Below are 13,117 nucleotides of genomic sequence, written 5' to 3'. Positions count from 1 at the left end.
TTTACATGCGTCTGATCCGGGGCCTGACCAACCTGAAAAACTTTGCGCAGCAGGCTGATGGGCCGCTGGCGAATGGCTGCGTTGCAACTATCGGGAATTTCGACGGAGTTCACCTGGGGCACCAGACCATCATCGACCAGGTTCATGAGAAGGCCCTTGAGCTTGGCGTGCCGTCCGTTGTCATGGTGTTCGAGCCTCAGCCCCGTGAGTTTTTCCAGGGCATGGAGGCTCCGCCGCGGTTAACGGCATTCCGGCAGAAATTCGAATCACTGTTGGCATCCGGGATTGATGTTGTGTTGTGCCTGCGGTTTAACGAGAAGTTCCGCAGCTATTCCGGCATGGGGTTCATCGAGGATGTACTGATCGAGGGGCTTGGCGTTCGCCACCTGGTGGTGGGGGATGATTTCCGCTTTGGCTGCGACAGGGCAGGTGACTTTGCACTGCTGCGGGAAGTCGGCGAACAGCGTGGATTCACCGTGGAAAATACCCGTACGGTCACCGTTAACGGCGAGCGTGTCAGCAGTACCCGGATTCGTAACGTATTGGCGGAGAACCGGATAGAGGAGGCTGAAGAGCTGCTGGGCCATCCCTATCGCATCCGCGGGCGGGTGGTTTACGGGCGCCAGCTCGGCCGGCAGATCGGCGCACCGACCGCAAACGTGTTGCTACCCCAGATGCCGGCGCTGAAAGGCGTTTACGTGGTCAGCGCCACCCTGGAAGACGGCCGGGTATTCGACGGCGTGGCCAATATCGGGTTGCGCCCCACGGTGGATGGCAAGCAGCCGTCGTTAGAAGTGCACCTGTTTGACTTTACTGGCACACTTTATGGCCAGCGACTGGATGTGGTTTTCCGCCATGCCTTGCGGGACGAAGTGAAATTCGACTCGGTGGATGACCTGAAGCAGCAGATTGCCCGCGATTTCGATAACGCCCGGGCTTGGATTGCAGTCCATGGCTCTTCAGCCACCGGACACTGACCGACATTTATCAACCAGAGCTACGCACCATTACCATGAGCGACTACAAGCACACTCTGAATCTGCCTGAAACCGCCTTCCCGATGCGCGGTAACCTCGCCAAGCGTGAGCCAGATATGCTCAAGCGCTGGCAGGAGCTGGATGTCTACGGCACCCTGCGCCAGCAGCGGGAAGGCCAGGAAAAGTTCATCCTTCACGATGGCCCTCCTTACGCCAACGGCAGCATTCATATCGGTCATGCGGTCAACAAGATTCTCAAGGACATGATCGTCAAGTCTCGTAGCTTTATGGGCTATGACGCCCCTTACGTGCCGGGATGGGACTGTCATGGCCTGCCCATAGAGCACAAAGTCGAACAGGAAATCGGTAAGGCGGGGGTGAAGGTGGACTATAAGACCTTCCGTCAGGCATGCCGTGACTACGCCGCCAAGCAGATCGCCGGCCAGAAAACCGATTTTATCCGCCTCGGGGTTATGGGCGAGTGGGAAAAACCCTACCTGACCATGGACCCGAAAGTGGAAGCGGGCATTGTGCGGGCTCTGGGAAAAATCATCGCCAAGGGGCACCTGGTTCGCGGGTTCAAACCGGTTTACTGGAGCGTCGTGGGGCAGTCTGCGCTGGCAGAAGCCGAAGTGGAGTACCAGGACAAGACCTCGGTACAGATCGATGTGCGTTTCACCGTGGTGGATCAGGCGCAGGTGCTCGATTTGTTCCGTACGGACAAAGGTGAGGGTGACGTCTCGGTGGTGATCTGGACCACCACCCCCTGGACTATTCCGGCAAACCAGGCGGTTTCCATCCACGCGGAACTGGACTATGCGCTGGTACAGGTTGATGCCGGTCAGGGCCCCGAGCGGATGATTGTCGCCGCGGACATGGTCGATGGCATCATGTCACGTTGGGATGTTGAGAATTATGAGGTGTTGGCGACTGTGCCGGGCGCTTCCCTGGAAAACGTGGCTCTCAGGCATCCGGTATATGACAAGCAGGTTCCGCTCATCCTGGGCGACCATGTATCTACTGACGCCGGTACTGGCGCGGTTCATACCGCGCCTGACCACGGTATGGAAGATTTTGAAGTAGGCAAGGCCTATGGCATTGACACCATAAGCCTGGTCAAGGCCGACGGCACCTATACTCAGGCCGCCGGGGAGTTTGCCGGAGTGCACGTCTACAAAGCCGATGATCCGGTGTGCTCGGCCCTGGAACGTGAGGGCAAGCTTGTTCGGGCCCAGAAGTTCAGCCACAGTTACCCGCACTGCTGGCGGACCAAGACTCCACTGATCTATCGCGCCACCCCCCAGTGGTTTATCAGCATGGAGAAGGAAAACCTTCGGAACGACGCCTTGGAGGCCATCAAGGGCGTGCGGTGGGTGCCTGCCTGGGGACAGAACCGTATCGAGGCCATGTTCAAGCAGTCCCCGGACTGGTGTATCTCCCGTCAGCGCACCTGGGGTGTGCCAATCACCCTGTTTATCCACAAGGAAACCCAGGAGCTGCATCCGGACACCCAGAACCTGATCGAAGCCGTGGCAAAAGAGATCGAAAAGGGCGGCATTGACGCCTGGTACGACATTGACACCACAGAGCTTTTGGGCAGCGATGCTGACCAGTACGAGAAGGTCATGGACACCCTGGACGTGTGGTTTGATTCTGGCGTGACCCACGAGTCCGTGCTGCGCCCCCGCGCGGAGCTGGGCCAGTTCCCGGCGGATCTTTACCTGGAAGGGTCTGACCAGCACCGTGGCTGGTTCCAGTCCTCCCTGAAAACTTCCATTGCAATGAATGGCGTGGCGCCTTACAAGCAGGTGCTGACCCACGGCTTCACTGTCGATGGCAAGGGCCGCAAGATGTCCAAGTCCCTGGGCAATGTGATTGCGCCGCAGGAAGTGATGAACGAGCTGGGGGCGGATATTCTGCGCCTTTGGGTGTCGGCTACTGATTACAGCGGTGAAATGACCGTTTCCAAGGATATCCTCAAACAGACCGCGGACGGCTATCGCCGCATCCGTAACACGGCCCGCTTCCTGCTCAGCAATCTCACCGGTTTCGATCCGGAGCAGCACGCTGTCGCACCGGAAGACATGATAGCCCTGGACCGCTGGATGGTGGACAAGGCCCTGCAGCTGCAGGAAGAGCTGAACGAGGATTACCAGAACTACGCTTTCTTGCGCATTTACCAGAAGGTATACAACTTCTGTGAGGCCACCCTGGGCGGCTTCTATCTGGATATCATCAAGGACCGCCAGTACACCACCCAGGCCAATAGCCGCGAGCGTCGCTCCTGCCAGACAGCCCTGTATCATGTGGCGGAAGCCCTGGTGCGTTGGATCGCACCTATCTTGAGTTTCACCGCTGATGAAATCTGGCAGCACCTGCCTGGCAAGCGTGGCGATACCGTGTTTTATGAAACCTGGTATGAAGGCCTGACAGCGCTGCCGGATAACGTAGAGCTTGGCCGTGATTACTGGAGCCGGATCTACAGCGTAAAAGAGGCGGTGAACAAATGCCTCGAAGAGTCCCGTGGTCGTGGTGAAATCAAGGGTTCCCTGAGCGCGGAAGTGACGCTTTACTGCGAAGGCGATCTGGCACAGGACCTGAACTATCTAGGTGAAGAGCTTCGCTTTGTGCTCATCACCTCTGGGGCTACGGTGAAGCCGGTGTCCGAGGCTGGTGATGCCGAACAGACTTCCCATGAAGGGCTGTTGGTGAAAGTTGCCCCTGCCAGCCATGCCAAGTGCGAACGTTGCTGGCACCATCGCGCAGATGTTGGCCAGAGCGAGCAGTACAACGATCTCTGTGGTCGTTGCGTCACCAACGTCGAAGGACAGGGTGAGTCCCGTTCGTTTGCCTGATGGAAGCCGACCTGTGGAAAGTGTAATGAGCGATACGGAAGCCACTGGCTCCAAAACTCGCTGGCTCTGGCTGGCGGTATTGGTGGTGGTGTTGGATTTGGGCACCAAGGCCCTGGCAACTGCCATGCTGAGCTATGGCAACCCTGTGCCGGTTATGCCGATGTTTAACCTGACATTGCTGCATAATACCGGCGCTGCCTTCAGTTTCCTGGCGGGGGCAGCTGGCTGGCAGCGCTGGTTCTTTGTCACCCTGGCCCTGGTGGTCAGCGTGGTATTGGTTTTCTGGCTCAAATCCTTGCGGCGCAATGAAACCTGGTCTGCGATCGCCATCGTATTAATTCTGGGCGGTGCCTTGGGCAATGTGTATGACCGCATTGTGCATGGCTATGTAGTCGATTTTCTACACTTTTACTGGAACGACTACCACTTTCCCGCCTTTAACATCGCCGACACCGCCATCACCATTGGGGCCGGCATGATGATTCTCGACATTTTCCGAAAGCCCCGGGAGCCTGACGGCGATCCGGAGTGAAGGAAGACAGGAGCGATAGCTGCCAATGAAAGAACTCCCCATAGATCAGGGTACCCGCGTTACTCTTCATTTTGCGCTGAAGTTCAGTGATGGCGAAGTCATCGATTCTACCTTCGAGAAGGAGCCGGCGACGCTGGAGATTGGTGACGACAATCTGCCGGAGAATTTCGAAGCCTACCTGATGGGCATGAAGGCCGGAGAGCGTAACAGCTACGAAGTGCCTCCGGAAAAAGCCTTTGGGCAACATAACCCCAACAACGTGCAAACGTTCAAACGCAGCGAATTCAGTGCCGATATGGTGCTGGAGAAAGGCGTTATGATCTCGTTTGCAGATGCTCGCCAGAGTGAGCTGCCCGGTGTGGTCAGCCGTGTTGAGGGTGATCAGGTTGAGGTGGACTTTAATCACCCTCTGGCGGGGCGTACACTGACGTTTGAAGTGGAAATAATTGATGTGGAGCCTGTTGGGGTTTCGCACTGAGGGCCAGGCCTGGTTGGCTTGGTGCATGTCAGCAAGCGGGGAGAGTGTTCAGGGATACTCTGTGAATACGTCCGTGTACGCTCGACAAAAACATCCTTGTTTTTGTCGACCCCTGAACACTCTCCCCCGCTTGCTTTCGGAAACTTGGTAATATCGCAGGGCAATTCTGATGCAGATTCGGTTAGCTAATCCTCGTGGCTTTTGTGCTGGCGTAGACCGCGCAATTGAAATTGTGAACCGTGCCCTGGATGTGTTTGGTGCGCCTATCTATGTTCGCCATGAGGTTGTACACAACAAGTTTGTGGTGGATAACCTGCGCGAACGCGGTGCTATTTTTGTCGACGAACTGGAAGAGGTGCCGGACGATAAGCTGGTGATCTTCAGTGCTCACGGCGTGTCCCAGGCGGTGCAGAATGAAGCAGCGCGCCGAGGCTTAAAGGTCTTCGATGCCACCTGTCCGCTGGTCACCAAGGTGCATCTTGAGGTGATGAAGTACAGCCGTGACGGGCGTGAATGCATTCTGATCGGCCACCATGGACACCCGGAAGTGGAAGGCACCATGGGGCAGTACGATCACGGCAATGGCGGCGAGATCTATCTCGTAGAAGACGAGAAAGACGTTGCCGCTCTAGTCGTAAAGGACCCATCGAAGCTGTCGTATGTCACCCAGACCACGCTTTCCATGGACGACACTGCCCGTGTTATTGATGCCCTGAGAGACAAGTTCCCTGAAATTCAGGGCCCCCGCAAGGACGACATCTGCTACGCCACCCAAAACCGCCAGGACGCGGTGAAACAGCTTGCCGGCGATTGCGATCTGATGTTGGTGGTGGGCTCTCCGAACAGTTCCAATTCCAACCGGTTGCGTGAGCTGGCTGAGCGTATGGGGACGCCAGCTTATCTTATAGATCAGTCAGAGCAGATTGATCCAACTTGGTTGAAGGACAAGCGGGCCGTGGGTGTAACAGCAGGTGCCTCCGCTCCTGAGATACTGGTAAACGAAGTCATTGCCCGCTTAAGAGAGCTCGGGGGTGAAGTGCCCGAAGAAATCAAAGGTAGAGAGGAAAACGTCGTTTTCTCGATGCCTAAAGAATTACGAATCGATGCCATCGAAGTCTGAGGCGGATGGCATCGGTCTTGTCGGGTATACCTACCAGCATCCGGCTTGGGCCGCGCCACGATTACCCTGCTCGTCCACAGTAAGAGTTCCACAATCATCGTTGGCCTGGGCGGCAGTGGGAACTGCTTGCAAGGTAAAGGTATCCCGCGTCACCGCCCCCGTGAAACTAATGTTATAAAACGCAGTTCCGTTCTGGGGCGATTGACTGAACGGCAAGACAGGGTCGTTGCCAGCGTCGCGGTAGTCGAAGCCGTTTGAGTAGCGGCGCTCCATCCATTGTGTGAGTTCCAGCAGGTCAGCTTGCGCTGTCGTCCTTCTGGTTTGCTCAACCTGATTCTGGTAGAGAGGAAGGGCAATGGCTGCGAGGATCGCAATGATCGCGACGGCGATAACCAGCTCAATCAAGGTAAAGCCCGCGTGCGAGTTCGTTTTCATAATCTTTATCTCTTGCATCGTTATTCCTCGCTGCTTGTCGCGACTTATTGATTTAGCACAGTGATACTTCGTACCACTCGAGCGCCTGATTGATCATCTGCAATCCCTCCCAGTTCCAGTCTGACCTGGTCACCTTGTTCAAGCTGCTTGATCACCTGCTCTCTTGACCAAGATGCGCCATCGAAACGCACGATACGCTCCGGTAGGAAAGAGTAATCGTCGATGATGAGCAGGAAGGAATCAAAATGGATAAAATTTATAGTCCCTTCAAAAGCTGCGTCGTGGAGCGACAAAGTCGTATCGTCAACAGTTTCTTCGGCGTGGGCTGAAACAGAAGCCAGAAAAACTGACATAAAAATAACAGCAGCCATTAGAGCTATGGGAGAAGCCCTTAAGAAGGAAAGCGAAACAAAGTGTGCAATCATAGTTTTTCCTGCTATTCACATAAATGGGCGGAGTCTGTTTCAGGCTGAGGTGGCAGCTTCTAACGAAGCTGCTCCCAGGTTTGGCGTCCGATGTTTGAGTCGAGAGAACGGGCGCAGAGGCCATCTTCACACGGATCCCCCGAAAGTTGGTTAGGATTCAAGCCCGGTATCAACACTTCAGCATCGCCATCGTTGGTTGCCATGGTACGGTTTTCACCCCCATAGCCCACTTTGATTCCGCTTGGCGCGTAGCCTCCTGTGATGTCGCCAGCGTTGAATGTGCCATCGCTGTTCAGGTCAAATACTGGAGTCTCAGAGGGAGCGCCGGAAGTGAGCTTCAGGTCCATAATGAAACCAGTGCGACCACTGCCACACGGGTCACTGTCCGGGATGACAGTTGTAAAACGGACCCGATCAGGGTTAACTCCAAACGGGAAGGTTGCCCGGCTTATTACACGCTCTCCCTCTTTGATCGAATTGTAGGCCAGGTCGAGGTACCAACCATTCTCATCGCTTAAAAGGTTGTTGGAGGTGTCCCGGACGGTAAAGCTATTGGTGCCGTTTCCAGACTCTTTCGCGACTACAATGTCTTCCTGTTCGGTGATGGACTGCTGCAAAAGGTCGTCTCTTTCAAGGCCCATGGCCGTCAAATCATCTTTAATGGCGTAAAGGCTCTGTATGTCATAGTCGCCTTCGTCGCCATTACGCAGGAAGCTGCCAGTTCCAAATGCAGCCACGAGCTCATCCTTTTTGTTGGGATTGCGGGCAATTCTGGGTGCCACGGTGATCGGCTGGGAATTGCCTGCAGGGCCTTCCGTTGTAAAAACCCTGGTGGTGTCCCAGCTAGAAGTGTTATTTCCGGTGAGATCGAATCTCCAGAGATTGCCCAACAAATCGCCACCATACGCATAACGGGTAACGGCGTCTGTTTCCGGAAAGCTGGTTACTGTAGCTGAGGCGAGGCCGTTTGCGTTTGAAACGTTGCCAGCACCGGTTTGTAGCTCTTCTATAAGAGTGCCGGTTTCAAGATTTACCACGAACAGGCTTGACTGGCCACTGGCACCATTATAGCCGTTGCCAAAAAGGGCTACCCAGGTTCCGTTTTCGAGGTAGGCTATCTGCGGATCGGTGACCCCATAACCGAGGTTGGTATGCTGGAACTCCCAAAGAACATCGTCTGCTGGTGAAAACGATTCGGGGTCGGTTATATCTAGCGCGAAGACAGTTTTACCGCCTTTGCCCATCGTGCCCAGAAGAACTGTGCGCCATTCTTTGGTGCCGTTTCCGTCCTTGTCTATGTAGGCATCCTGAATTCTGGGCGTGCCATCCATAAAATATCTGTGAGTATAATCGGGCTTCATTAACTCCGACAGGCGAGCATAACTGTTTGAGTCGGAGGGCAACAGTAGCTCAGAGGGTATGTACCCGAAGAGTTCTTCTCCTGTTTCACTATCAAATGCGTGAAGAATACCGTCATTGGCAGGTACATAAAGAGCATCGACTCGGGCCTGGTAATCCTGGCCAGAGCGAAAGGTGAGATAGTCGTCGCCGGCTGGATCTTCAAGGCGAGCAAAACCGTAGTTGGTTTTACCGACGAATTGAGGGTTTGCGTTAATTACGTCGCCCAAAAGCCTGAGAACTGTGTTGCCGCCGGCATCTTTCCCTTCACGATTTCTAAGTGTCGTGTGAGCGTTATTGTCACCGTGGAGCCAGGAAATACGATTATGCCCAAGGTTGTCCTGGGTTGAGTTCAGTGTTGGATCGGCATTCAGGGCGTCCTGCTGTGCCGCTGAAAGATCGGAGAGGGAACTGGCAGAATCGAACTCCAGCTCGACACCCTGGGTACCATTATGCGTAATCAATTTACGGTTTTCCGGAAGCGTTTGAGCAAGGATCTCCTCGGCGTCCCAGATTTCTGTGCCATCTTCGAAACTGTAGCCAGACAAAGTCCCGGACCAGTCTTCACTACGAAATCCGGCAAAGAACCCTAGGGAGTCCGTCCGCAAGACTGCTGAACTGACCGCTGCAGATGAGGCAGATGTCTGCGATCGTGCGATTACATCGCCAAGGAAGCTCTTGATTTCATCCGCAAATTCTTTAGGGTTCTGGGCGCTGGCGTAGCCCCCTCGACCATTGATCGCAGCGTGCAGCAAGTCGTCGATATTCTGAGGGCTACGATCTGCACCGGGTTCAGGCCAGTTGATAGTGATCTCGTTCGTTGGGTCTAGCGCTGCAAGCGCATCTGCTTCCTTGATATCGCCTGTTACACCTAACCCAATCGTGAAGGTTGTCATATGCTGCCAGAACGCTGGGTCGGTTGACGAGACGGGAACCTTGTTTCCGAGGTCTGTGCGCAGGTCGTTCTTCCAGTACTTCATGGCGACATCGGCCAGAGTATTGGAGTGATTGTCTGCAAATGGCGACTCAGCCGCATAGTTAAAGTCGGACCCGTCGGGATCTGGATTGGTATAGGATGGTCCTGATGTATTGTCTACGTTTCCAACACCAGGGTCGCCGCCATTCCATATGCCATCGGTCATGAGAATCGAGAAGCTCTGACGGCATTCAATGTGCGAGGTTGTGTCATTGGTCCCGGGAATTTCTCCCCATGGGCCTTGGTTGTCGGTTCGGGAATAGTAATTGCCGACGTCTTTCAGGGCTGTTCTCAGTGGGGTGCCACCATTTACGTTTTTGTCATGCAACCAGGTCAGGAACTGCTGGCGGCGAGTGGCTGTGTAAGGGCGCACACCGCTTACTAGGGTGTCTGTGTCAGCCACGCCGTCAATGGTGGTGTTATTGACGTTAATAGCGCCATACCCGACTCGAATATTCTCCGGTAGGTCAAAGAAGGCTTCGGTGATACCGGATTTTGCCGCCAGGGTCCGGGTACTGTAGTAGGAAAACCAATTCGCATAATTTTGCTTGATTTCAGCTGAGGCGCTGTTGAGCAAAACCGGCGTGTAGCAGCTGTCCTGTCTGGGATCGGTGTCACAACTCTCCGAAGAGTTGAACTGCATATAAAAGCCTTCCTCAATGCTACCAATCTGGTCGAACCGGATATAGGTACTCAAATCGTCTGCGCCATCTGACTGATTAAAGCCATTCACCCATGCGTTTGTGTAACTTGAGTTCGGATAGCGGCCACTGCCATCTGCCTTGAAGGGGGGCTGATAGGTTATCGAGGGGTCGTAGTAAACCTTGTTTACGTGGCTGGAGTAGTAATATCGATTTGAAGCATGGCCGCTAAGGTCATCTGGCATGTAACGCCATGCCATAGACCCGGAATCGTCATAGATAAATACGAGGTTTGAGTCGACGGACTCTTTCAGAAATAGTGGTACTTGTGCCAGGTTCACCTGTGCCAGCGCGGACTGAACTGTGCAAATTGACACCACAAGACTGGCTCCGAAAGTGCCCAGTTTTTTGAAGTAGGAGCGCGTGTGCGCTTTTGTCTTAAGTGCTTTCATGGCGAACTCTCCATTTGGAGCTGGCAATTCAGGATGAAGGTTTTAGAACAGCGGATTTCATAAGAAATCGACGTTTAATATGGTGGTAGCAAAACCGTTGTTTGTAGAACAGTGACTGCCTCATCACTGCCCCCTTGAGCTCTTGCTGTGGTCACGTAGCGTTCAAAGCAGGGCTGCCCCGGTTCAATTGGGCAAACATCCGCCAAGCGCGCCAGATGGTAGACCGGTTGGGCACTGACGTTCGGTCCCGCATCTCCCGTCCCAGAGCTGACAGGGTTGTTGCCATCCCACCCCCACGGGGTAGCAAGCTGAGCTTCGCCGAAAGCGGACAGGCGGGTCGGCAGGGTGTTGAGGATGTCATTCTCACCCTGCCGCAAAGCCGTTTCTGAGGCTTGAAACGAGATTGCCCCGTCGTGGGCGCTGCTAGCCATGCGCTCTTGCATCAGTGAGCCCTGCATGCCTCCAATAGCTAACAGTGAAATCAGCAGCAACATGACCAGGGCTATAATTAGCGTTGCACCCCGTTGAGATTGCTCGAGGGAGCTAGGTCCGATATAGGTCATTGGCCTAAAGGTTGTCTTCATCACATTCTCGCTCTTAATGCAGTTGTACCGACGGATATCAGCCGAACACGGCGGTCTCCACCATTGGCCTGTGTGACCTCACTGCCAAGCATATCGAAGCTGCGGGTGTTTTCATTTTCCAGCACTTCGTCAGGACTCCGAGTCATCACTGAGAATCGAACGCTTACGATGTCCTCCCAGTCCGTTACCTCGTCTGCCGGGAGGTAGTCGTCAGCCGCGTTAGTTCCAGCAGAGTTCTCGCCGTAGAGAATCTGCAGCGTCTCAACGCCAGAGACCAGTTCCTGAGGGGGTTGAAGGGGGATCATCAACCTACGGAATAAGGCCGGCTCGCCGTTGGTGCCTTGGCCGATGTAAAACGCCATGGAGGTGAACTCATAAGCCCGGCTCTGAGGCTCATAAGCCAGATTGAAATTGTTGCCGTTGTTTCCTGGAGTGACATTGTTGCCTGCCATGGTGATGGAACTGGAGTTCGTATTGTTGCTCTTCTGGAAGAGCTCACCTTCGGAACAATCACCGAGCGTTGCAAGGATGATTCTGTTTGCCCCTACGCCTGAGTTGCCAGCCAGGTTAATACTGTTCCCATTCTGAGGGTTGGCGGCGTCTACCGGTACGCCAAGTGGTGTCATGGCATTGACAATGATTACATCGGAGTTGGTGATCACAGAGCCGACAAGCTCTGCAGGAAGATTTGCACCGGCGGTGCCTGAGGCCCAGTTTCCTGCACCCGGTGTGGCGAGTGCGCTGGCAAGAGTGACGCTGTCACCTGGACCTGTGCCCGTGTACTCCCAACCCTGAAGTGCTTGTGTTAAGGGAACTATCAGACCACCGTTCAATCGGTTATCAACCACTTGATCGAGAGACATTCCCATCTCTGCAATACACCCAAAGCTGCCGGCGGTCCGGAGATCAGGGCTTAAAACGGCCGAGACAAAGCGAGTGCTCTCCTGTGCATGGGCCAACCCTTGGGTCTGTCGGTAAGTCTCGTTGCCGCTCAGATAGATCTGGGTTACCCCAAGGGTGAGTAAAAGGCCGAGCGCCGTCGCAATCAGCAGTTCAACCATCGAAAGGCCCGATTGATTAGACTGTCGGCCTGCATCACAAGAAAAGAAGGAACTGGACTTTGACATGATCAAATCTCGGTTCTTAATACTACAGGGTTCATAGACTGGTCGTTCTGGTCCCAGTCAATCGTAACCGTAGCGATAATCAGGTTGTTGACGTTCATGGAGACCGCAACGGTGCGCTGGGCTTCCGGGAGCAGGCATGCAAGGCTATTTTCCCAGGCGGCGATATCGTTTGCTGCTACCGTCGCGTTGGCCGGAGCGAATGAGGTATCGCATTCGCCGCCATCAGCGCCCTGAGCATTGCCCTGGGCCAACGCATAGTCATCGAAGTTGTCAGAATTCGCGCGAATTCGGTCCAGGATGTCTTCGGCGAGTAGAACGGCCTGGCTCCGGCTCTGGGATTGGGCGTTCATTTGTAGGGAAACCACCTGAGTGGAAGCTACGCCCAGTATTCCAATGCCAAGAACAAGGACCGTGATAAGAATCTCGATCAGGCCGAGGCCTGACTGCTGTTCCAAGCCAACTGAGCGCGGTTGCCGTCTCATGGTCAGAGCAATTGCTGGGATCACGGGCATACTCCGTCGTCAACTTCAGTTCGTCCGACCGGGCTCACACGAATTACCCGGAACGAAATATCACCACTGGCACAACCATCGGGAGCAATTGTGAAGGTTTGGGCCGCTTGCGGTACGAGAAATCCGCGTCGATCAAACACCAGGTCGCCAACCGATTCCGTGAACGTAAGATTACGCGGTGATTCGAATCCACGAATCTGGTTGTTCGCACAATCTCCGGCTGCACCTCCTTCATGCACGCACCAGCCACTGCCCAGTCCACCATCAGAACTGAAGGTGACGTTGGTGCCGCGTTTGATGGCTTCTGTTCTCGCAAGCTTGATTGAAGACACTAGCAGGTTAGTACCTGTTACCAGCCTGTTGCTTTCGATTAATCTGCCGAAGCCTGGTACTGCGACCGCTGCAATGATCGCGAGGATCGCCATTGTGATTATTAATTCTAGGAGTGTGAAACCTGCGCTTCTTTTCAACATGCCATGTCCTGTTGGTAAGCCTCAGGATAGTAAATCAGAAGTATCAATAGTGCGCATTGGGTACTCGATGAACGGTCGAAGATCGGGTATAGGCGGTATTCCGGTTTTGATTTTGTGAATTGCGTCGCGCTG

The 13,117-nt window shown here is 54.5% G+C and carries 12 protein-coding genes; 5 read left to right on the top strand and 7 right to left on the bottom strand.

Annotated features, from left to right (window positions below; genetic code table 11):
• Positions 1-5 precede the first annotated feature (5 nt).
• From ribF to ispH, 5 genes are all read left to right on the top strand, one after another.
• Positions 6-977, top strand: a complete 972-nt coding sequence (gene ribF, locus FO268_RS17890) for a bifunctional riboflavin kinase/FAD synthetase (RefSeq protein ID WP_150994602.1) — start codon at positions 6-8, stop codon at positions 975-977.
• Positions 978-1,012: 35 nt separating this feature from the next.
• On the top strand, positions 1,013-3,832 hold the full coding sequence (gene ileS / locus FO268_RS17885; RefSeq protein ID WP_150994601.1) for an isoleucine--tRNA ligase: 2,820 nt from the start codon (positions 1,013-1,015) through the stop codon (positions 3,830-3,832).
• A 25-nt stretch (positions 3,833-3,857) separates the two neighbouring features.
• A complete protein-coding gene (gene lspA / locus FO268_RS17880; protein WP_150994600.1) occupies positions 3,858-4,364 on the top strand; it encodes a signal peptidase II in 507 nt (168 codons plus the stop codon).
• A 25-nt stretch (positions 4,365-4,389) separates the two neighbouring features.
• Positions 4,390-4,842 carry an FKBP-type peptidyl-prolyl cis-trans isomerase gene (fkpB, locus tag FO268_RS17875; protein ID WP_150994599.1) on the top strand — a complete coding sequence of 151 codons (453 nt, stop codon included), beginning with the start codon at positions 4,390-4,392 and terminating at the stop codon, positions 4,840-4,842.
• Between the two features lie 169 nt (positions 4,843-5,011).
• A complete protein-coding gene (gene ispH, locus FO268_RS17870; RefSeq protein ID WP_150994598.1) occupies positions 5,012-5,962 on the top strand; it encodes a 4-hydroxy-3-methylbut-2-enyl diphosphate reductase in 951 nt (316 codons plus the stop codon).
• A 30-nt stretch (positions 5,963-5,992) separates the two neighbouring features.
• On the opposite strand, the gene FO268_RS17865 is transcribed toward ispH, so the two are convergent.
• From FO268_RS17865 to FO268_RS17835, 7 genes are all read right to left on the bottom strand, one after another.
• Positions 5,993-6,415 (bottom strand): type IV pilin protein, encoded by a 423-nt coding sequence (locus FO268_RS17865; protein ID WP_318527317.1) that lies wholly within the window; start codon positions 6,413-6,415, stop codon positions 5,993-5,995.
• Positions 6,416-6,441: 26 nt separating this feature from the next.
• Positions 6,442-6,822 (bottom strand): hypothetical protein, encoded by a 381-nt coding sequence (locus FO268_RS17860; protein ID WP_150994597.1) that lies wholly within the window; start codon positions 6,820-6,822, stop codon positions 6,442-6,444.
• Between the two features lie 59 nt (positions 6,823-6,881).
• Complete coding sequence (locus FO268_RS17855) at positions 6,882-10,289, bottom strand: pilus assembly protein (protein ID WP_150994596.1); 3,408 nt, start codon at positions 10,287-10,289, stop codon at positions 6,882-6,884.
• A gap of 74 nt (positions 10,290-10,363) precedes the next feature.
• Complete coding sequence (locus FO268_RS17850) at positions 10,364-10,873, bottom strand: pilus assembly PilX family protein (protein ID WP_225316843.1); 510 nt, start codon at positions 10,871-10,873, stop codon at positions 10,364-10,366.
• Positions 10,873-12,000: a PilW family protein gene (locus FO268_RS17845; RefSeq protein WP_150994594.1), complete on the bottom strand. Its 1,128-nt coding sequence runs from the start codon at positions 11,998-12,000 to the stop codon at positions 10,873-10,875. Before FO268_RS17845 ends, FO268_RS17850 begins: the two co-directional genes overlap by 1 nt.
• Before the next feature lie 2 nt (positions 12,001-12,002).
• The gene (gene pilV, locus FO268_RS17840) at positions 12,003-12,506 is read right to left on the bottom strand and encodes a type IV pilus modification protein PilV (RefSeq protein ID WP_191966991.1); all 504 of its coding nucleotides are present in this window, start codon (positions 12,504-12,506) and stop codon (positions 12,003-12,005) included.
• Positions 12,503-12,985, bottom strand: coding sequence for a GspH/FimT family pseudopilin (locus FO268_RS17835; protein WP_150994592.1), 483 nt, complete (start codon positions 12,983-12,985; stop codon positions 12,503-12,505). Before FO268_RS17835 ends, pilV begins: the two co-directional genes overlap by 4 nt.
• Positions 12,986-13,117: the final 132 nt, after the last annotated feature.

Origin of the sequence: Marinobacter denitrificans (assembly GCF_008795955.1) — a bacterium.
GTDB lineage: Bacteria > Pseudomonadota > Gammaproteobacteria > Pseudomonadales > Oleiphilaceae > Marinobacter > Marinobacter denitrificans.
Note: the sequence above shows the minus strand (reverse complement) of the source record. Positions and strands in the feature narration are given on the sequence as shown.

Coding starts and splice junctions, on each gene's coding strand:
- FO268_RS17835 (WP_150994592.1), bottom strand. CDS start 12,985: ATGTTGAAAAGAAGCGCAGGTTTCACACTCCTAGAATTAATAATCACA.
- FO268_RS17850 (WP_225316843.1), bottom strand. CDS start 10,873: ATGAAGACAACCTTTAGGCCAATGACCTATATCGGACCTAGCTCCCTC.
- fkpB (WP_150994599.1), top strand. CDS start 4,390: ATGAAAGAACTCCCCATAGATCAGGGTACCCGCGTTACTCTTCATTTT.
- FO268_RS17845 (WP_150994594.1), bottom strand. CDS start 12,000: ATGTCAAAGTCCAGTTCCTTCTTTTCTTGTGATGCAGGCCGACAGTCT.
- FO268_RS17865 (WP_318527317.1), bottom strand. CDS start 6,415: ATGCAAGAGATAAAGATTATGAAAACGAACTCGCACGCGGGCTTTACC.
- FO268_RS17855 (WP_150994596.1), bottom strand. CDS start 10,289: ATGAAAGCACTTAAGACAAAAGCGCACACGCGCTCCTACTTCAAAAAA.
- lspA (WP_150994600.1), top strand. CDS start 3,858: ATGAGCGATACGGAAGCCACTGGCTCCAAAACTCGCTGGCTCTGGCTG.
- ileS (WP_150994601.1), top strand. CDS start 1,013: ATGAGCGACTACAAGCACACTCTGAATCTGCCTGAAACCGCCTTCCCG.
- ispH (WP_150994598.1), top strand. CDS start 5,012: ATGCAGATTCGGTTAGCTAATCCTCGTGGCTTTTGTGCTGGCGTAGAC.
- ribF (WP_150994602.1), top strand. CDS start 6: ATGCGTCTGATCCGGGGCCTGACCAACCTGAAAAACTTTGCGCAGCAG.
- FO268_RS17860 (WP_150994597.1), bottom strand. CDS start 6,822: ATGATTGCACACTTTGTTTCGCTTTCCTTCTTAAGGGCTTCTCCCATA.